The sequence below is a fragment of the Shewanella sp. SG41-3 genome (assembly GCF_014164545.1).
GTDB lineage: Bacteria > Pseudomonadota > Gammaproteobacteria > Enterobacterales > Shewanellaceae > Shewanella > Shewanella vesiculosa.
On sequence record NZ_JACJFJ010000002.1, the window covers coordinates 24,943 to 44,675 of the forward strand.

The following is a 19,733-nucleotide window of genomic DNA, read 5'->3' on the forward strand; positions in this document are numbered from 1 at the left end:
GTTTACTCCTGTAACAACATTTGGATTTCTTGCTCGTAGGCGGGGGTATTTTCGGTAAAAAATCCCATGTGAGTTTGTACCAGTTGACCTTTACGGTTAAACATAAAACTACTTGGCATTCCTTGTAACTCAAAGGCTCGAGCTATATCGCCCTCAGGGTCAAAGCGAAGATTAAATTTTCCCGGTAGCTTACTCAGAAACTCATGCGCTAATGCTGTGTCAACATCAAGGTTAATCGCTACAACCTCGAGACCTTGCTGTTGATATTTAGCTTGCATGGCATTCATCCAAGGGAATGATTTGCGACATGGGCCACACCATGAAGCCCAAAAGTCGACATAAACGACCTTACCGGCAAATTGTTGCAAACTGACAGACTGCCCTTGCAGATCCATCACTTTATTATCTAATGACGGAGCAGCATAAGCAGTAACACTGACTCCAAGGCTTAACGCCAAACTTAACGCGGCAATGTTAAATTTACTTAAGCGTGAAAATAACTTTTTTGACATCATATTTTTGCCTACTGACTGAATATAGGACAAAGTAAGTTACCAAGCTTAAGGTTTACTTAAGTAAACAGATCGAACAATTTAAAAAGCTGGCCAAGGCAAATGCTGCCTCGACCACACAATTGTTAAGGTTAACCACCAATCATCTTCGACACTAAACCTTTCTCATGACCCGATTCAGCCACTAAAATACCCGCTAAATGTAAACTGATAAAAGGAATGAAATACCAAAGTGCCAGTACATGTATTGTTTCAGCCTGTCCTTCTATTGATTCTGGGCCAAATTTAAGCAACAAACCGGTTATAACTGACAAGGCGACACCCGCATAAAATAGCCAATAGACCCACGCTTGAAACTTTTGTTTAGTGGTTGCTTGGCGCGAAAAAGGTGATGTGTAATGCAGACCAAATTTAGCCATATAGATAAAACGCGCCAACACAAATACACTGACCGCATAGCCGAAATAAATATGCCACTGAAACATAACACCACGAATACTTCTTGCAATGCTCACCGCTTGCTTATCAGTAATGATGACATCAATTTTGGCTAAACCTTGATGAATAATCGCGGCCATATGGTTTTTCTCCATCCAGCCAAGTCGCAATAAAACTGTTAATAGCATGACCATCATAGTCAACGCGAGCCCCCAGTGAATGAGACGATGAAGCAGTGGGAAATTAGTCTGTGTTTGCATATAAACCTCGATAGGATTGCGATAATGCGGCTATTATTACGCCGAAATCTTAACAATTACTTATGAATAACAATAATCGAAAAATATTCTAAAACATGACATTATGACAGCATAAAACATTGAAAGAGGTCACACGTGACAACTATTTTGATTAAATATCGCCAAATAGTGTTATTTCTAGCCGGTCTAGGGACTTCATTAGGTGGACTGTATACTTTGTTTCCCCAATGGGCGCTGGAAAACCTAAACCAACTGCCCTTCTTTGCCAGTGATACAATTTTCATTCAGCATTGGGGCTTTATGGTATTAATGGTGGGATGCAGTTTTTTTATTGCAATGTTTCGCTCAGATTGGGTCAAACCAGTATTTTGCATTGCGCTAATTGAAAAGCTGTTTTTTATTAGCTTAGTATTGAGCAATGCCAATCAACCTTTTGTCGATGGATTTTGGTCATCAATGGTAATGGACACTATTATATGTACTTACATCGCCGCTTACTTATGGTGGTGTCGAACCGCCAGTGAGTTAACGTCTTAAGATAGGCAAACTCAATTTAATCGAGCTTATCTGCCGCTGCCGCGACATCGCATTTTTTACAAATAAGGATCATGCCTAATTGTTGTTGTCGACCTTCTACCGTCGTCACCCAGGGGCGAACAGTCCAAGGTGGATTATGGCGTACATGTTGAAAATGGCCACAGCCTAATTCTGCCACCCAATGCTGCTCTTCATCCAGGTGATAACCGATAATTTTTTGCTGCATCCTCGTTCACCCAATCTTTAATAGCAATGCCAATAGCACGGTTAACACCGACAAAAAAGCCTGAACAAGTCAGGCTTTTTGAGCGATAAATAACTTAAGTCAATACGAGGTTACTTAGTACGATCGCGAATATGGCTCATTGCACGCTTACGACGACGCTCTTGACCCACGGTTAACTTTTCAGTTCTACCTTCAAACGGGTTAGCACCTTCGTGGAAACGTAACTGAATTGGCGTACCAACTACTTTCAATGAACGACGGAAGTAGTTCATCATATAGCGCTTATACGAATCAGGTAACTTCTTAACTTGGTTACCATGAATAACCACGATTGGTGGGTTATAACCGCCAGCGTGAGCATATTTCAGTTTCACACGACGACCATTAACCAATGGTGGTTGGTGATCATCTTGCGACATCTGCATAACGCGAGTCAGCATTGAAGTACTCACACGACGTGTAGCACTGTCGTAGGCTTCTTCAATTGACTCATATAAATGGCCAACGCCAGTACCATGTAATGCTGAAATAAAGTGAATACGGGCGAAATCGATAAAGCCTAAACGGCGATCAAGTTCGCTTTTAACACGGTCTTTGACTTTTTGATCAATACCGTCCCACTTGTTTATCGCAATAACCAATGCACGACCAGCGTTTAAGGTAAAACCTAATAAACCAAGATCTTGCTCTGCAATACCTTCGCGCGCATCGATAACCAATAATACTACGTTAGCATCTTCAACTGCTTTTAAGGTTTTAATCACCGAGAATTTCTCGATAACTTCATTCACTTTACTGCGACGACGAACGCCAGCAGTATCAATTAATACGTACTCTCTACCTTCACGTGACATTGGAATATAAATACTGTCACGAGTAGTACCAGGTTCGTCATAAACCACCACACGTTCTTCGCCGAGGATACGGTTAATCAGTGTTGATTTACCCACGTTAGGCTTACCAATAATGGCGAGCTTAATCGGTAAGTTTTGCAGGCGTTCTTGTTCTGCTTCAGCTTCTTCTTCAGTATATTCACGTTCAACTTGCTCGCCTTCTTCGTCGAGTTCGCGAACGATACCCATAGCTTCAGCATAAGGCGTTAGGGCGTAATCAATCATGTTGGTCACACCACGGCCTTGCGCGGCAGCCATTTGGTATACTTCACCTAGACCTAAAGACCAAAACTCACCACAAGCTGAATCGGCATCAATACCGTCGACTTTGTTAGCAACCACAAAAGTGACTTTATCACGGCTACGTAAATGCTGAGCAATCGCTAAATCAGCAGCTGTCATACCCGCACGAGCGTCAGTCATAAATAATACGACATCCGCTTCTTCAATCGCGGCCAATGACTGTTCAGCCATTTTAGTTTCGATCCCTTCTTCGCTGCCATCAATACCGCCAGTATCAACAACGATAAACTCGTAGCCAGCTAAAAATGCGCGGCCGTATTTACGGTCACGTGTTAAACCTGGGAAATCAGCGACTAACGCATCACGAGTACGAGTAAGACGGTTAAATAATGTCGATTTGCCGACATTCGGTCGCCCTACAAGGGCCACTACAGGGATCATGATTTTGCCTCTAAAAAACTTTTCAATAAAAAGCCCCCGGAACGCTTCCAGGGGCTCTAGTAAGGATATTATACCTTAATTAACGCAAAAATAATGCTACGACTTATTCCGCATCAGTTTTGGTATCTTCCTCAGCATTCATTTGCTCTTGCTTGTTCAAGGAAACAATAGCAACTTTACCACTTCGGCCTTGAACATAAATGTTGTCACCCACCACTAAAGGTTGGGCATATAATCCATCACTATCAACTTCAATGCGGCCAACAATGTCACCGCTATTACGGTCAATAAAGTGCAAGTAACCTTCAAAGTCACCGACAACAATGTAATTGTCTATCACGGCTGGAGCGGTTAATTCACGGTTTTTAAGAACCGAATTACTCCATAATTCAAGACCATTGCGACGATCAACCGAATAAATACGGCTATGATCATCAACTAAGTACAGGCCAATACCTGCAGCAGCTAAATCATTAAAGCTTGAATATTTACGTGACCAAACAATCCGTCCGCTGCGAAGCTCCATAGACACGAGATTGCCGTTGTAACTCGCAACATAAATATTTTCGCCCAAAATTAATGGCGTCATATCAATATCGGCCATCCGGGTAAACTCATTGGAACCCGTTGGGGTAAATACCGCTTGTTCCCATGCTTGTTGGCCATTACTTTTGACCACAACAGCGACTTTGCCATCTGCTGTGCCTAAAAAGAAACCGCCCGCTTCATAAGCGGCTGAACCTGTACCTCGTAAGGTAAGGTTTGGCAGCTGCATTTCATAGGTCCATAACTTTTCACCGTTATCGATATTAAATGCTTCAAATGCACCTTTACTGGTATTTACTGCAACAACATCTTCTGCCACTGTCGGTGCCGATAATAACTCACCATTAGCTTGAGCAGACCACACTACGTCACCCGTAGCCTCATCTAGCGCAACTAATAAGCCAGTTTCACCACCAACAAAGACTTTGTTACGTGCCGCAGTAACGCCGGCAGCTAAACGAATTCCTTTGGTTTTAATTTCAAGCTTATCTTCAAAGACATCATTAAAGTCTTGTTTCCATAGCTCCTTGCCGCTGGTTTCATCAAACGCAACCACAACACCGCTGCGATCGGCGACAAATAATTTGCCATAACGAACCGCTGGACGAAGTTGCGAGTAATAATCACCTACACCATCGCCAACACTGGTATCCCAAGTCACTTCAGGAAATACAGTTGCTTGTATATCAACTAATTCACTCACAGGCTCTTCTTCAACATCACTTGAAGAACAAGCAGACATAAGAGCAACACTTAACCCGACGGCAAGTAGATTTTTACACCAAGACTTCATTGGCTAAATTCCTTATGCCTTATTTAGATTGTCTAACTTCATGGTTAGCGCAGGACTGGCTATCGCACCACCATTATCCACGGCTGCTTGATAAGCTAATTTGGCTTTATCCAAATCACCTTGACGCACTAAAAAGTCACCTTTTAATTCTTCACGTTGCGAAGCAAATGCTTTATCAGTCACTTGTTCTAGTGTGGCTAATGCCATACCAAGATTATTTTGCTCAGCTTGAATACGCGCTAGACGTATCATGGCCACCATGCCTAAACCTGAACCTGGCTCTGCGGCAATTACTTTGGTAAATGAGGCTTCAGCTTTTGCTAAATCACCCGCTTCAACCGCTGATTTAGCGACCATCAACTCGAGTAATGCCTGATAACCTTGCTGATCATGTTCTGATGTAAAGCTTTCTGCCTGAACCAATAACGCTGCAGGGTTAGCTGACTGTGTCACGATAGACTGAAACGATTCGGAAGCTTTTTCGGCTGCCGTCACTTTCATATCAGAATAAGTATTCCAACCATATAGACCACCAAGGCCTACCACGGCACCCACGACAATCGAGGTACCATAATCTTTCCAGAACTGCTTGATAGCATCTACTTGTTGTTCTTCTGTGCTATAAATTTCCACTTGCACTTCCCCTTTGAAATCAATTCTTAAATCAGTTCTGCAATTTTAGTTACGAGTTCACTACGCGTAACCAATTGTTGTTCGTCTTTTGTTCTTAACGGCTTGATAGCCACTTGATTATTCGCTACTTCATTTTCGCCAATGATCAACGCAAATTGAGCACCGCTTTTATCGGCACGCTTCATTTGCTTTTTAAAGTTACCACCACCGCAATGACTCATGACTTTAAGCGTTGGTAACTGTTGACGCAACTCTTGAGCCACTTTAATGGCTTCAACCACACAATTATCACCCATAGCAGTAACATAGATGTCTACTTCAGGGGCAATATCACTGGTTAACTCAAGCGTTTCAAGTAATAGTACAATGCGCTCAAGGCCCATTGCAAAACCAACGGCTGGAGTATCTTTCCCCCCCAGTTGACCGACTAAACCATCATAGCGACCACCCGCCAACACTGTACCTTGAGAGCCCAAACTGGTGGTAACCCATTCGAATACGGTGCGGTTATAATAATCTAAACCACGTACTAAACGTGGATTGATGGTGTATTGGATGCCAACAGCGTCTAAGAGTTCACATAAAGTTGAAAAATGTGTCTTAGTTTCTTCACCCAAGTAATCCATTAATGCTGGTGCGTCAGCTAAAATAGCCTGCACTTGCTGATCTTTAGTGTCCAGTACACGCAATGGATTTGAATACATCCGACGTTTACTATCTTCATCGAGAATGTCTTTATGCTGCTCTAAAAAAGCAATCAACGCATCGCGATAGGCCGCACGTTCAGCGGGATCGCCTAAGGTATTTAGCTCAAGTGCAACGTGCTCTTTAATCCCTAGCAAGTCCCATAAACGGGCTGATAACATCAATACTTCAGCATCAATATCGGCGCTACCAATGCCATACACTTCAACACCGAACTGGTGGAACTGACGATAACGACCTTTTTGCGGACGCTCATGACGGAACATAGGTCCCATATACCATAAACGTTGTTCTTGGTTGTAAAGCAGACCATGTTCGTTACCCGCACGAACAGTTGAAGCGGTACCTTCAGGACGTAAGGTTAAGCTGTCACTATTACGATCTTCAAAGGTATACATTTCTTTTTCAACAATATCGGTCACTTCACCAATAGAGCGCTTGAAAAGGTCGGTACTTTCTACGATAGGAGTGCGAATTTCGCTATAACCGAATGCACTAACAGATGAACGCAATACTGCTTCGAGTTTTTGCCATATAGGACTTTGGGTAGGCAGAATATCATTCATTCCGCGAATAGCTTGGATTTGCTTTGCCACTGTTAACTTGTCCACTTATTGAATTAGCTTGCGCTAATAAAATGTAAATACACCCTCTGCATCGGCAACTTTAGGTTGTCATGCACAGGATTAAGATTATTCGGTTTTATCGGTTATCGCGATACGGTTGGCCATCATGCTTGCTTTTGCACGGATCTTAGCTTCTAAACCATCGACGATATTGTTATTATCAAAGCGTTCTTTTTGACGCACTCCGCCATCATAATAACCGCTTTTAGCATGGCCACCCGTTAAACCAATATCAGACACTAATGCCTCGCCTGGACCATTAACCACACAACCTATAATGGACACATCCATTGCGGTGGTAATGTCTTCAAGACGACGTTCAAGTTCATTGACTGTGCTAATCACATCAAATTCTTGGCGCGAACAAGAAGGACAAGCAATAAAATTAATTCCACGGCTACGAATGCGCAAAGACTTTAAAATATCAAAGCCCACTTTGATTTCTTCAACGGGATCGGCTGCTAAGGAAATACGTAAAGTATCACCAATACCCTCAGCTAATAACATGCCTAAACCCACAGCTGATTTAACTGAACCGGCACGCATACCGCCTGCTTCAGTAATCCCCAAATGCAGAGGTTGACGTATTTGTTTAGCGAGTAAACGATAAGATGCGACAGCAAGAAATACATCAGAGGCTTTTACACTGACTTTAAATTGATCAAAGTTCAAACGGTCCAAAATATCCACATGACGCATTGCCGACTCAAACAATGCCTCCGGAGTTGGCTCGCGATACTTATCCATTAAGTCTTTTTCAAGCGAACCACCATTGACTCCGATACGGATTGGAATATTTTTATCGCGTGCACATTCAACAACGCTGCGAATACGCTCTTCATTACCAATATTACCAGGATTTATACGCAGGCAATCTGCACCGTATTCAGCCACTTTAAGTGCAATACGATAATCAAAATGAATATCGGCAATTAAAGGCACATTCACTGACTGTTTAATGATTTTAAACGCTTCAGCTGCATCCATCGTTGGCACAGAAACACGCACTAAATCAGCGCCCACTTTTTCCAACGCACGAATTTGTGCAACTGTGGCCTCAACATCATTAGTATTGGTATTGGTCATCGACTGGACAGCAATCGGTGCACCATCGCCAATAGGCACATTGCCCACATATATACGTGTCGATGGTCTGCGAATAATTGGGGATTCGTTATACATGTAAATGTACTCTACTGCAGTTGCTAAAGCATTATGACGCTTTAGGCAGGGTTAATCTTGCTACTCGACCATTGGCAAATTCAGCTAGACTGATTTTATTGCCATCGAGGCTGATACTGGCGACTTGAGGTGCACCTAGGATCACTTTAAACGGTTTTGTACCTTGAACTTCAATTCGCTGAGCTGAATTTTTCACGCCATCAACCATGACTTTACCTGTGGCATCAGTCACATTAACCCAACAATCACCTGAAAGTTCAATGGTTAATACACTTGCACCACTCACTAAACTTGAGCTTGTTGATGCTGCTTGTGCATTATCACTTTCGACACTGCTAGGTGAAGTACTGGCTGCATCTTGCGCCGTTTGAATAAGCTTATCTTCAGCATCTATTGCAGCTTGGCTAGGAGCCTCTGCCGCACTCGCACTGGCTTCGTTACTTGGCTCATTACCACTAGACTGTTCAGTTTCGCTTCTAATGAATTGTTGCGGTTGGGCCATGTTACTTCCAGCAGCAATTTCTTCAACGGTTGGTTGAGATAAATCAACACTGGTTATTAACGATGACTTTTGAACCCACCACAATACTAACATGGCGATCAATACGGCAATGATAAGGTAAGTCACAAAATTTAGACGGCTATTACGAGCTTGATGCGTCGTCTTACGTGAAAAACTTTGCATTTCAGGGGCAACAATTTCAGGTAATTGCTGGCTTAAACATAGCTGAATTTTGTTCATATCAGCACTTACTGCACGAGCATAATTTTTAATATAGCCGCGCACATAAGTGGTAGAGGCAATATTATCAAAGATGTCATTTTCAAGATCATTAATGATCTTGGGGCGTAAATGCAGTTGAGTTGCGACGGTCTCAATTGAGATCCCTTTTGCTTCGCGGGCCGCTTTTAAAATGGCCCCAGCAGTAACAACATTTGTTAACAATGACGCGTTCTCTTCGTCTTGTTCTACTTGTTCGAATTCTTTAGTCATTAATTCAAGTTAGCTCTATAATTTTTGGCTTGTGGAGATGCAGGAAACTTCGCAATTAATAAAATGCCAAATCGTTTTACGGCCTCTACATCGTTCGCCGCCCGCTCAATCTTGATCCCTAAGGCTAAACTTTCTGCTGATTCACTAGCAACTCGATGGTATCTTGCGAGTTGTTCGCGCGCATCGCCGTAGTCAGCATCTTCCATGGCTAACTCGGTTAATTCTAATAATGTGACTTTACGTCTTGGATCATACTTTAACGCCATATTAAAATACTGTCGCGCTTTTTCTTTATTACCGGCTTTGCGACTGCATACACCTAAGTTTTCATAACTTGATGCGGTACGGGTATATTGAGGTGTCTCTATGGCTGCAAGAAACATTTTCTCAGACTCGGCAAACTTATTTTGTTGGCACAAAAACACCCCAAAATTGTTACGCGCATCACCCGTCACATCACTCAAACTAATCGCTTTTTTGTATGACTCTTCCGTTCGCTCAATATCGCCAACGGTTTGATAATAATAAGCCATTGCCATATGAACTTCACTGATGTTCGGCGCATATTCAACAGCTTTATTTAAATTATACTTTGCTTGCTCGCTATTACCACGCTGTAGATAAGTCAGTCCTAGTTGCATACGTTCTCTAGCAGCTCCCTGCTTATCAAACTGACGTTCAGCTACAGGGGTATCAGTACCACTGTAAGTACGCTCAGTAACACAAGCAGTGGCAGACAAAGCCACTAAAGTCATTAAACAAACCTTTTGCATTCCATGCTTCATTTATAAGCCTATTATCTATGCAAACAACGAGTTATTCCATTGTGACTGAAATCTGACTCTGTTGCATTTGTTTTTTTGCTAAACGCTTTGTTCTATCACGAATATCACCGGCTAATTGACCACAAGCAGCATCAATATCGTCACCACGCGTTTTACGCACAATCACGGTTAGACCATGTTCCATTAACACTTTAGAAAAACGGTCAATGCGTGAGTTCGATGAACGGCCATACGGAGAACCAGGATACGGGTTAAACGGAATTAAGTTAATCTTACATGGCGTATCTTTCATTAAGATAGCGAGTTCATGTGCTTGATCTGTGCTGTCATTTATATGATCAAGCATCACATACTCAACCGTGACACGGCCACGGTTTGCATTAGACTTTTCTAAATAGCGACGAATACCCGCTAAAAACTCTTGCAATGGGTATTTTTTATTCACCGGAACGAGCACGTCACGTAACTTATCGTTAGGCGCATGGATACTGACGGCTAATGCCACATCGATGACATCACCTAATTTATCAAGTGCAGGTACCACACCCGAGGTTGATAATGTCACTCGACGCTTAGATAAACTAAAGCCAAAATCATCTAACATAATGTCCATAGCAGGGATAACGTTAGCAAGGTTAAGCAAAGGCTCGCCCATCCCCATCATCACTACGTTTGAAATTGGTCGATCGCCAGTGTCTTTATGGAAACCTAAAAATTGCGACACTCGCCAAACTTGACCGATGATTTCAGCGACGGTTAAATTACGGTTAAAACCTTGCTGACCAGTAGAGCAAAAAGTACATTCTAAAGCGCAACCAACTTGTGACGACACACACAAGGTCGCTCGGTCTTCTTCTGGAATATAGACGGTTTCGACTTCTTGGCCCTGACCAACATTAATAGCAAATTTAATGGTCCCATCAGCAGACTTTTGGAAATTAGAAATCTCAGGTGCGACAATTTCGCATCGCGCCGCTAATTTACCACGCAATACTTTATTTATATTGTTCATTTCTTCGAAGTCAGTAACGCCAAAGTGATAAATCCACTTCATTAACTGATCGGCACGAAACGGTTTTTCACCCATCTCGCTGAACAATGCTCGCAGTCCTTTACGATCAAGATCTAATAAATTGATTTTCTTTTCACTCATCTGCCTAACCTCAAACACCAAACCTTTAACAGGGCGGCAAATTATACAGATGCTGGCCAAGATTAGCTAGTAATCAAATAGCCTTGTTATCGCATCAAAAATCAAACATTCACCTGGTTTGGCGCCCAACATGAGTAAAATAATGTTAGAATCGATTTCCAATTAAAGAGGGAAATTATGAAGCAACGCTACACATTAACTTTAGCCCACATTAATGATACCCACTCTAACTTTGAGCCCAGCCCCGTTCAGTTTAGCCTCGAGAATCAACAAAAATCATATACCCTCGAAGCACATTCTGGCGGATATGCACGTTTAGGTTATCAAATTGAACACGCCAGGCAACAAGCAGCAATCAAACAGTCGCCTTTTATTTTTTTGCATGGTGGTGATAGTTTTCAAGGGACATTATATTTTAGAGAGTTTAAAGGTGCAGCCAACGCGCATTTACTAAACTTACTCAAACCTGATGCTATGGTAATAGGTAATCACGAAGTCGATGCAGGCAATAGCCCAGTTCAAGCTTTTCTAAACCGTATCGATTTTCCGGTACTAGCTGGCAATATGGACCTCAGCCAAGAAGACCGACATAAATCGGGCCGACTTTATGGCCATCCAATGCTGTACGATTTTGATGACTCAACTGAAACAGCCAAAGTATTAATTAAGCCATTTCATGACACTAAGTTAGCCATTATTGGTATTACATTAGATCAAATGCGCTTAATTGCACGGCCCGATCCTGACACCCACTTTGCCAACGCCATCGACACGACTTTGCGGACAATACAACGCTTACACCAGCAGGGTATCTATCACATTATAGTATTGAGCCATTTAGGCTTAGATCAAGATCGAGAACTTGCTGCAAAAGTTGATGGGATCAGCTTAATTGTTGGCGGTCATTCTCATACACTGCAAGGCCAACTGAGTGATATTGGTTGGAGTAATATTCCTTATGCAGAAACGATTAATTCAACGCCTATTTTACATGCAGGTAAATATGCAGAAACAATTGGCTTGGCTGAAATATGTTTTGATCAACATGGCAAAATAGTTGAATTACAGGGCAATAACTATTTTATGGTCGATGAAAACATCACAGTAACCACCAAAGACGGTGATGCCACAGACAGTAATACTGCCGCAACCTTAGTCAAACAACTTTTTGCTCATCCGAGCATTAAAGACGCACAACATGATGAACATATTCACTCAGTAATCCATACTCAATACAGACCATCATTAGATGCGATAGAAAATCAAATCCTTGGCCATATTCCTCGGGACTTTGTCCATACTCGCTTACCAAGTAAACACTTACCTCATGGCAGTGAAATCGCCCCGTGGGTCAGTCGAAGCATGTATAAAGCGGCTAAAAATATTGAACCAACAATAGATTTTGCCTTGCACAATGCTGGTGGGGTAAGACAGTCACTGAACAAAGGCCAATTATCTTTAGCTGATGTTGTGGGACGAATTTTGCCTTTTGAACTCCCTCTTACCTTATATAAAATTCAAGGTAAATACGTTATCGAAGCATTAGAGTCCGCGATAAACTCCGCGACCAATAACGGCATAATGGGTACAGGCGCAGGCAGTTTCCCCTACCCTTATGGCCTGCGCTACTTTTATGACGGTAAGCAAGCTAAAGGCTTAAGGATAACTCAGATTGATATCTACAAAGACGATCAATGGCAAACACTAGAACCTAATAAGCTGTATTTGGGAGTATCAAGTTCTTATACTGCTGCAGGTAAAGAAGGATACGAGGCATTATTACATGCTCATTGGCAGCAACCCATTAGTAATCAAACACTGCCTGAAGCTTTTATCGATTTTGTAAGCCAGCATGGACACCTTATTACTGGGCAACTATTTGCTAATGTTCACTACATTAGCCATCACGATTAAACCATCTAGTGGTAATACCTAACCGCTGGCACACTCAAACGCTGCCAGCGGCTTTTACGACTTTACAAGCCAGCATGGACAGCTTATTACTGTGCAACTATTTGCTAATGTTCACTTCATTAGCCATCACGATTAAATCAACTAGTGATAATACCTAGCCACTGGCACACTCAAACGCTGCCAGCGGCTTTTACGACTTTGTCAGCCGGTATCGACAACTTAAGAGTGGGCAACTATTTGCTAATGTTCACTACATTAGCCATCACGATTAAACCATCTAGTGATAATACCTAGCCACTGGCAGATAACAATTATTCGTGCTAGATCACAGACCATAATCAGCTGAGATGGTTAAATAGCATAAAATTGAGCCAATCTCGTTATCCAGTGTCATCTGTAGATAAAATAGGAATACATACATGAAAGCTAAATTAATCGCATTTGCTGCCGCAGCCACTTTGGCTTTAGGTGTTTCCTCTGTGTGGGCACAAGGTGCTTTGCATCAAGCAGAAGTCATCGACACTATGAATGGTGGCGGTTACACCTATGTTCAGCTAAAAGAAGCCGACAAAACATACTGGGCAGCAGGCCCACAAACTGAAGTGAATAAAGGCGATAAAGTTGAAGTGTCTGAGCAAATGTGGATGACCGATTTTAAAAGTTCAAGCCTAAACAGAACATTTGATAAAATCATGTTTGTTGGCAACATTAATAAAAAATAGTACGTTTTATCGCAAAAATCTTACATAATTGACCAATCTTACCGATTGGTCTTTTTTATGAAAAACTCAATAAATCAACCAAGTCAAATCGTTGATTTTTCAGCGTCATACGCTACTCAAGTAAGCCAGTTATACCATACTGCTGTGCAAGGTATTGAACATCCGAGATACCCGAAACTAAAACTTGATGCATGGTCATTAGCCCCCCGTTCAGCTAAGTTCTGGCAATTACAATACAAGCGAAATAAAGCTTGGATTGCATTAAACAAGCAACAGGTCATCGGTTTTATTAGCCTAGAAACTCATTTTAACCACCAAGGTTATATTGACTGTTTATACGTGCACCCCAACTTCCAAAATCAAGGTATAGCAAGCTCGCTATACCAACACCTTGAACATTGGGCACAGCAGCAACAATATCCATTTGTCAGTGTCGATGCGTCATATTTATCTAGAGCTTTGTTTGAGGCCATGGGTTTTGCCTTACAACAAGTCAGCTACCAACAAAAACGTGGCCAAACTTTCACCGGTTTCTATATGAAAAAAGCGCTCTGAACGCCACGAGAGGCCTCAAAAGGGCGGTAACTAGCGGTAACGGTATAAGTGTTAAAAGCCAAGATGCTAGGATGATAACGAGCGAACGCTTTGGCCGCTTTATTTAGCAGCGTAGCGATCTAGCAGGACGCAGTTCGCCCTAGCCTCTGGGCTGTTACGTTCGTTATCGCTTGCCATCGCTTATTACCAACTTCACCGCTTTAAAAGCGGTTGCAGCATTTCTTCTAGTCCATTGAGCTTCACTTCATACATTAATGCAAGCTGCTCACCAAGCTTACCTTCTGGAAAGCCTTTTGAATGAAACCACACTAAATAAGGTTCAGGCAACTGCAGTAACTTACGGCCAGCATATTTACCAAATGGCATGGTTTGATTAATCGCTTCTAATAATTGTTGTTCATTCATGACTTCGGTCCCACAGCTTTGATGGCTAAAACCCAAGTGTAACACGCTGCAAACCGTAAAAAAGTCCCTTATAGCGCCAACTATTACTTATATCAATTTCGAATAACAAAAGTAAAAATAAGATGTAAAAAGTGTATCAACAAGATATGAAAGCATAATATGCCAAATTAGCTGGCCAGTAATAGGGTACATGTTCCTCAGTAAAGTGCTTTAAGTGATTATAAAGTTTAACTTTTAAATAACATTCCTGCGTGCGACACCATGTTGTCAATTTTTTGCCGTACAAGCTAATTTAGTCAATTAAACATCTAGGCGACATTTATAAAAAACTGTCAAAAATCAGCTAATTGACCAAACTTAATTCAGTATTTAAAGTGAGTTTAGAATTATTTTTAGGTAAGTAACAAACTTGGTTGGGAGGGCTGTATAAATGATCATATTAGTAGGTGGTGAGAAAGGCGGCAGCGGTAAAAGCTGTTTAGCGCAAAATATTGCGGTGTTCCTGACCCAAGAGGCAGATGCCTGCGTGATTATGGTCGACTGCGATCCACAAAGAACAACATCAGACTGGATCCAGGCTCGTAACAACAACCCCAAATTATCGGCGATAAACTGCGTACAGCTTTATGGCAAAATCCGTAATGACCTCCTCAGCTTAGAGCAACATTATGACTATGTAATTGTCGATTGTGGTGGTCAAGATAACCTTGCCTTACGAGCATCTATGTCAGTTGCATCACATGTATTAATGCCGTTAAGACCAAAACGTCGCGACTTGAAAACGGTCAGCCACATGGACGATATTGTGTCCACTTGTTTGATGATAAATCCCAAAATGAAAGCATCATTTGTAATCACACAATGCCCAAGCTTACCTAACCAAGCAAGTAGAATCAGCGAAGCAAAAGATGTTTGTCGTACTTACGATATTAACGTATTAGATGCAGTTAACTACAGTCGTAACATTTATGACGACAGTGAGGAATCGGGCTTATCAGTATTTGAATTAGAACCCAAAGGTAAAGCAGCAGAAGAGATGCGCAGTATTGCTTGCGAATTACTTGAGATTACCGATGCAAAGCAACTCCTTAAACAGCGCAATACAGCATCGAATGTGACCACATTGGGAGGAAATTATGGGACTAGCCGATCTCAAGAAAAACGCTTCGTCATGTAAGCAAACCAATAACATAGCAGTATCAATTGATGACTTTATTGCGGCTGCAGATCTCTATGCCGCAGGTAAAGGTGGGGCTCGACATGCGGTAACCTCTGAGGTTGTTGGCACCGAGAGTCAAACGAATATAATCGATTTTCTACAGCGTAAATACCCGCAGAAATTGGGAGCAATAAAATCAAATAGCAACAACAAAAAACAACCTTATAAGCGCTGCACTTATACTTTAAGCGAGACAGCTATCACTCAGTTAGCCTTGCTTAGCCAGCAAGGCGGCATAGCAAAGTCAAAACTGATTAGACAATTGATTTCACAATATTTCAGCTTATCGCCACTACAACAAAAAAGCTTAGAAGCTAATTTTAAAGATTAATCGTTAATTTACTTTGTGATTGGTCAGGATGTTCCCCTTTCTCCCCCACCCTTTCACTGGCTAATAAATATGACGGTCATATTTATTAGCCAGTGCTTTTTTCTAAAAACTCAACCTCTCATACCGCTGCACAAGTTAATATTTGCCCAGCACCTAGAGTTAATTTTTGCTAAAGCTTGAATTTGTTTACAAACAGCCCCATTAATCTCACACAGGGCAAAATTTTATAACAAACACAGCTAAAGCTATCGAATAACATCACGGAGTAGTGCGAAAACTTGTCAGCACAGGTATAAGCTTGAAATAAAAACCAAAAAACCTTTTTGACTATTAGGATCCTTCTATGATCGCGATTGTAACATTGCTCATTATATCAATGACCGCTATTGGATGGATTACCAGTAGTCAATGGCGCCTCAATCGTCAACGTAGCATAGTGGCTAGCAAACCATTTCCAACACTATGGCGTAATATATTAAAAAAGCGCTTTCCTTACTTTAAAGCCATGCCAACAGACTTGCAGCTACAGCTTAAAAAGCATATCCAAGTGTTTATTAATGAGAAACAATTCGTCGGTTGTGACGGATTCGACATAAATGACGAAGTAAAAGTCACCATAGCAGCCCAGGCCTGTTTATTATTGCTCAATCGAAAAACTGATTACTATCCTAAACTGAAACAAATTTTGGTCTACCCAAGTGCATTTATTGTTCATCAAAACCGCACTGATATAGCAGGCGTGTATTCTACTCAGCGTAATGTGTTGCTGGGTGAATCTTGGGAATATGGCAAGGTAGTGTTGTCATGGAACAGCACTGTAGAAGGCGCTGCAGATCCGTTTGATGGCAGCAATGTGGTTATTCATGAATTTGCTCACCAACTTGACCAAGAAGATGGCAGCGCCAATGGTGCGCCTCCTTTACGAGATATCACCTCATATCGTTCTTGGTCTGCTACTCTGGGGCAGGAATTTAAACAACTTCAGCATTGCGCTCAACAGCATATCCCGTCATTATTCAATTATTACGGCGCAACTAATCCCGCAGAGTTTTTTGCTGTAATAAGTGAAACATTTTTTGAACGACCTATTGAGTTTTACCAACAACATAATCAATTATATAAAGAATTGAGCCAATTTTATCAGCTAGATCCAATAAATTGGCATTAGACAAGTCATCAACATAATAATAATTCATAACGTAAAAGGAATACTATGCAATCAATCATTAACAGACTTGGATTTATTGCGGTGTTAATGACCACAGTAGCAGCCTTCGACTTGCATGCAACAGAAGCCGATGACACCTCACTTGGTCAAAGCCAAACCGAACCAAAAAACAAGCAAGTGAGCCAACAAGTAAGCTCCGAAAGCGAAGCCGTGATTAAGAATATTAGCCAGGCAAATGAATTAATTGACAGCCAAGGTTTATCTGCAAAAGACAGCCAAGCCGTCAGCGCTTTATTAAACCAGTTACATGAAAGCGCAGCAGCAGCTGACTGGACGACTTATTTTAGTCTTTATCACCCACAAGCAGTGTTTATTGGTACTGATAAGTCAGAACGATGGGATATGCTTGAGTTTGAACGCTATGCCAAACCCACTCAAGGTTGGCGTTACGATGTAAAGTCTCGCCACTTACTGCAAATTGACGATACCATTGTATTTGACGAACAGCTTTATAGCCCAGAATATGGCATTAGCCGAGGAACAGGTGCATTAGTTCAAACGGTTGATGGTTGGAAAATAGCACAATATCATTTGAGCTTTCCGATACCAAACGACAAAGCTAAACGTATTACTAGCTTAATTATGCAATAATCATCAGTTCATCAGGGGGACCATGTTTATTATCACGGTCACCCTTTTGTTTAAGAGCAGATGCTTAATATCCAGTGATAAATCTTTAACCCACCCAATAATAGTCAATAACTAAATAGCCTTGTTATGCCATCGACACCGCAAAACACACATTTGCCAACTCACTAAAGTGAGTAAAACTGTCAAAATCATCTTGTTCAAAATGACGCCCAGAGCCCAACCTATCGGCATAAAACAAGCCTAATACTTTATTTCCAACAGATAATGGTGCTAATAGAAATCCATTTTGGGAAAATCGTTCCACAAGCACATCATCTACTTGTACTTTGCATTCATTGCTGGTTGGTGCATTAACCCAAAAGCTCTTTTTTTGCCCAATGCACTGAGTAAAAACCGATTGAGGATCATCAAGTTCAATCACAAATGCTTGCTTTAATAATTCAGCGCCATCGCCCATCATCACTCTTGGCTGTAATAGTTTACGACTCGGTGATAATAACAATACACCGCATCGGTCTAAACCAACACCGGTTAACATGCCCTCTAATGTCGTGTGCATGATTTGATTAAAATCAGTTTTTACCGCAGCGTAATGGGTTAATTGCCTCAGTTTACTTAATTGATAAGCGTGATTGGTTTCACGTACCTCAGAAGGCACAACTGGAGCATCAATATTGTCTAATACATTAGCGGTATGAGGTAAATAAGACACAATCGCTTTAGCACCGTATTCGATAGCTAGCTTATGGGTTGTTTCACTGCAATCAATAAACTTTTCAGTAAATTTAGCCACACTGATGTCTAACATATCGGCGGCTTGGGATAAGCGCTTATGCAACTCTTCAGCATTAACGTTAGGTTGCGATACTATCTCCGATAACTTATCGGCTAAAAAAATACAACGGATTTCGGGCATACGTTCATCTGGCTGCGTTAACGATTTAATTAACACGTCACCTAACCCCCAGCTTCTGGCAATACTCTGGGTAAGCTGAATAAATGACGTACCAAGTTCAGCTCGTATCAATGAGTTTTGCTCTATTTTATCATCGGTTGATAACAGTTTTTTATCTAGCTGTTCGGTTAGCTCACCGCCCATGCTCCAAAAAGCACTTTCACCGATGCGATACAACAAAGAAGCGATAAAAACTTCTTCACGTAACGATTCTCCTCGATCGCTCATCATCATTCTGGCGAGCATGGCCGCCTGAAAAGATTGCGCCATCAGCTTTAACAAGCGTTGATAAACACTGGCACTCAGATGTTTGTTTTCGAGTAAACTGGTCAGTAGTTTTGCGGTAATGCAAATATTACGAATAGTATCAAATCCGAGTACTACGGCTGCGCGGCTGACAGTCGACACCGGATTAATACCTTTATTGTAGGTAGCACTGTTTGCTACTCGCAAAATTCGCGAGGTAAGTGCGTTGTCGTGCATGACACTTCGACCGAGTAAAGATAATGAAGATACATCGTCTTTAGCCAGCTTTTCTAAATCACGCACTGTGGAACATAATGCAGGCATTTCTTGATCACTGATACGCTTGGTCCAATAATCAGCCCCTTTTTGCTGAGTCATCGCCTTCAAAATTTAACCTAAATGTAACAAATATTGATTTAGTATACTCAATTTCAACACAGTGTCTTGTAGAGATTGTCATTAGAGCAAGCTAGCTCACGTATCAAAGTAAAACAACGATATTTGCTTTCAAATGACGTGGCAATAAACCAATGAATAAGTCGCAATCACTCTCATGGTTAGTAAATGATGTGCTAACTGCGTCACTTTATTTATATTTTA

The 19,733-nt window shown here is 41.5% G+C and carries 21 protein-coding genes; 8 read left to right on the plus strand and 13 right to left on the minus strand.

Annotation, left to right across the window (positions count from 1 at the left end):
- Nucleotides 1–2: 2 nt before the first annotated feature.
- Nucleotides 3–512 carry a TlpA disulfide reductase family protein gene (locus tag H5164_RS03415; protein WP_220492655.1) on the minus strand — a complete coding sequence of 170 codons (510 nt, stop codon included), beginning with the start codon at nucleotides 510–512 and terminating at the stop codon, nucleotides 3–5.
- 131 nt (nucleotides 513–643) lie between these two features.
- The gene (locus H5164_RS03420) at nucleotides 644–1,210 is read right to left on the minus strand and encodes a cytochrome b/b6 domain-containing protein (RefSeq protein WP_182697966.1); all 567 of its coding nucleotides are present in this window, start codon (nucleotides 1,208–1,210) and stop codon (nucleotides 644–646) included.
- A 135-nt stretch (nucleotides 1,211–1,345) separates the two neighbouring features.
- Between H5164_RS03420 and H5164_RS03425 the strand changes: the two genes are divergently transcribed.
- The gene (locus H5164_RS03425) at nucleotides 1,346–1,747 is read left to right on the plus strand and encodes a hypothetical protein (RefSeq protein WP_182754814.1); all 402 of its coding nucleotides are present in this window, start codon (nucleotides 1,346–1,348) and stop codon (nucleotides 1,745–1,747) included.
- Between the two features lie 16 nt (nucleotides 1,748–1,763).
- Here the strand turns inward: H5164_RS03425 and H5164_RS03430 are convergent, their stop codons facing one another.
- From H5164_RS03430 to H5164_RS03470, 9 genes are all read right to left on the minus strand, one after another.
- On the minus strand, nucleotides 1,764–1,973 hold the full coding sequence (locus tag H5164_RS03430) for a DUF3565 domain-containing protein (protein ID WP_182754816.1): 210 nt from the start codon (nucleotides 1,971–1,973) through the stop codon (nucleotides 1,764–1,766).
- A gap of 110 nt (nucleotides 1,974–2,083) precedes the next feature.
- Nucleotides 2,084–3,550 carry a ribosome biogenesis GTPase Der gene (der, locus tag H5164_RS03435; RefSeq protein WP_011636594.1) on the minus strand — a complete coding sequence of 489 codons (1,467 nt, stop codon included), beginning with the start codon at nucleotides 3,548–3,550 and terminating at the stop codon, nucleotides 2,084–2,086.
- 103 nt (nucleotides 3,551–3,653) lie between these two features.
- Entirely contained in the window at nucleotides 3,654–4,889 is a 1,236-nt protein-coding gene (gene bamB, locus H5164_RS03440; protein WP_124016852.1) for an outer membrane protein assembly factor BamB, read from the minus strand.
- 12 nt (nucleotides 4,890–4,901) lie between these two features.
- Nucleotides 4,902–5,522 carry a tetratricopeptide repeat protein gene (locus H5164_RS03445; protein ID WP_124016851.1) on the minus strand — a complete coding sequence of 207 codons (621 nt, stop codon included), beginning with the start codon at nucleotides 5,520–5,522 and terminating at the stop codon, nucleotides 4,902–4,904.
- A gap of 26 nt (nucleotides 5,523–5,548) precedes the next feature.
- Complete coding sequence (hisS, locus tag H5164_RS03450) at nucleotides 5,549–6,823, minus strand: histidine--tRNA ligase (RefSeq protein ID WP_124016850.1); 1,275 nt, start codon at nucleotides 6,821–6,823, stop codon at nucleotides 5,549–5,551.
- Between the two features lie 96 nt (nucleotides 6,824–6,919).
- Nucleotides 6,920–8,035, minus strand: coding sequence for a flavodoxin-dependent (E)-4-hydroxy-3-methylbut-2-enyl-diphosphate synthase (ispG, locus tag H5164_RS03455; RefSeq protein WP_124016849.1), 1,116 nt, complete (start codon nucleotides 8,033–8,035; stop codon nucleotides 6,920–6,922).
- A gap of 31 nt (nucleotides 8,036–8,066) precedes the next feature.
- Nucleotides 8,067–9,029 (minus strand): RodZ domain-containing protein, encoded by a 963-nt coding sequence (locus H5164_RS03460; RefSeq protein WP_182722005.1) that lies wholly within the window; start codon nucleotides 9,027–9,029, stop codon nucleotides 8,067–8,069.
- Nucleotides 9,029–9,814 carry a type IV pilus biogenesis/stability protein PilW gene (pilW, locus tag H5164_RS03465; protein WP_182697961.1) on the minus strand — a complete coding sequence of 262 codons (786 nt, stop codon included), beginning with the start codon at nucleotides 9,812–9,814 and terminating at the stop codon, nucleotides 9,029–9,031. Before pilW ends, H5164_RS03460 begins: the two co-directional genes overlap by 1 nt.
- Before the next feature lie 31 nt (nucleotides 9,815–9,845).
- Nucleotides 9,846–10,967, minus strand: coding sequence for a bifunctional tRNA (adenosine(37)-C2)-methyltransferase TrmG/ribosomal RNA large subunit methyltransferase RlmN (locus H5164_RS03470; protein WP_124016846.1), 1,122 nt, complete (start codon nucleotides 10,965–10,967; stop codon nucleotides 9,846–9,848).
- A 177-nt stretch (nucleotides 10,968–11,144) separates the two neighbouring features.
- Here H5164_RS03470 and H5164_RS03475 point away from each other — a divergent pair, with 177 nt between their 5' ends.
- The 3 genes from H5164_RS03475 (at nucleotide 11,145) to H5164_RS03485 (ending at nucleotide 14,158) form a co-directional block, all read left to right on the plus strand.
- Complete coding sequence (locus H5164_RS03475) at nucleotides 11,145–12,881, plus strand: bifunctional UDP-sugar hydrolase/5'-nucleotidase (RefSeq protein ID WP_182754818.1); 1,737 nt, start codon at nucleotides 11,145–11,147, stop codon at nucleotides 12,879–12,881.
- A gap of 419 nt (nucleotides 12,882–13,300) precedes the next feature.
- Nucleotides 13,301–13,603: an NrfJ gene (locus tag H5164_RS03480; RefSeq protein WP_124016844.1), complete on the plus strand. Its 303-nt coding sequence runs from the start codon at nucleotides 13,301–13,303 to the stop codon at nucleotides 13,601–13,603.
- A 57-nt stretch (nucleotides 13,604–13,660) separates the two neighbouring features.
- Nucleotides 13,661–14,158, plus strand: coding sequence for a GNAT family N-acetyltransferase (locus tag H5164_RS03485; protein ID WP_124016843.1), 498 nt, complete (start codon nucleotides 13,661–13,663; stop codon nucleotides 14,156–14,158).
- A 192-nt stretch (nucleotides 14,159–14,350) separates the two neighbouring features.
- On the opposite strand, the gene H5164_RS03490 is transcribed toward H5164_RS03485, so the two are convergent.
- A complete protein-coding gene (locus H5164_RS03490; RefSeq protein WP_041413444.1) occupies nucleotides 14,351–14,563 on the minus strand; it encodes a DUF3820 family protein in 213 nt (70 codons plus the stop codon).
- Nucleotides 14,564–14,993: 430 nt separating this feature from the next.
- Between H5164_RS03490 and H5164_RS03495 the strand changes: the two genes are divergently transcribed.
- The 4 genes from H5164_RS03495 to H5164_RS03510 all read left to right on the plus strand — a co-directional run bounded on the left by H5164_RS03495 (nucleotide 14,994) and on the right by H5164_RS03510 (nucleotide 17,932).
- Nucleotides 14,994–15,740 carry an AAA family ATPase gene (locus tag H5164_RS03495; RefSeq protein WP_182697958.1) on the plus strand — a complete coding sequence of 249 codons (747 nt, stop codon included), beginning with the start codon at nucleotides 14,994–14,996 and terminating at the stop codon, nucleotides 15,738–15,740.
- The gene (locus tag H5164_RS03500; RefSeq protein WP_124016841.1) at nucleotides 15,700–16,113 is read left to right on the plus strand and encodes a CopG family transcriptional regulator; all 414 of its coding nucleotides are present in this window, start codon (nucleotides 15,700–15,702) and stop codon (nucleotides 16,111–16,113) included. Before H5164_RS03495 ends, H5164_RS03500 begins: the two co-directional genes overlap by 41 nt.
- Before the next feature lie 343 nt (nucleotides 16,114–16,456).
- On the plus strand, nucleotides 16,457–17,281 hold the full coding sequence (locus H5164_RS03505) for a M90 family metallopeptidase (protein ID WP_182754820.1): 825 nt from the start codon (nucleotides 16,457–16,459) through the stop codon (nucleotides 17,279–17,281).
- 45 nt (nucleotides 17,282–17,326) lie between these two features.
- Nucleotides 17,327–17,932 (plus strand): nuclear transport factor 2 family protein, encoded by a 606-nt coding sequence (locus tag H5164_RS03510; protein ID WP_124016839.1) that lies wholly within the window; start codon nucleotides 17,327–17,329, stop codon nucleotides 17,930–17,932.
- A 124-nt stretch (nucleotides 17,933–18,056) separates the two neighbouring features.
- Here the strand turns inward: H5164_RS03510 and H5164_RS03515 are convergent, their stop codons facing one another.
- Nucleotides 18,057–19,511, minus strand: a complete 1,455-nt coding sequence (locus H5164_RS03515) for an HDOD domain-containing protein (RefSeq protein WP_124017010.1) — start codon at nucleotides 19,509–19,511, stop codon at nucleotides 18,057–18,059.
- Between the last annotated feature and the right edge of the window lie 222 nt (nucleotides 19,512–19,733).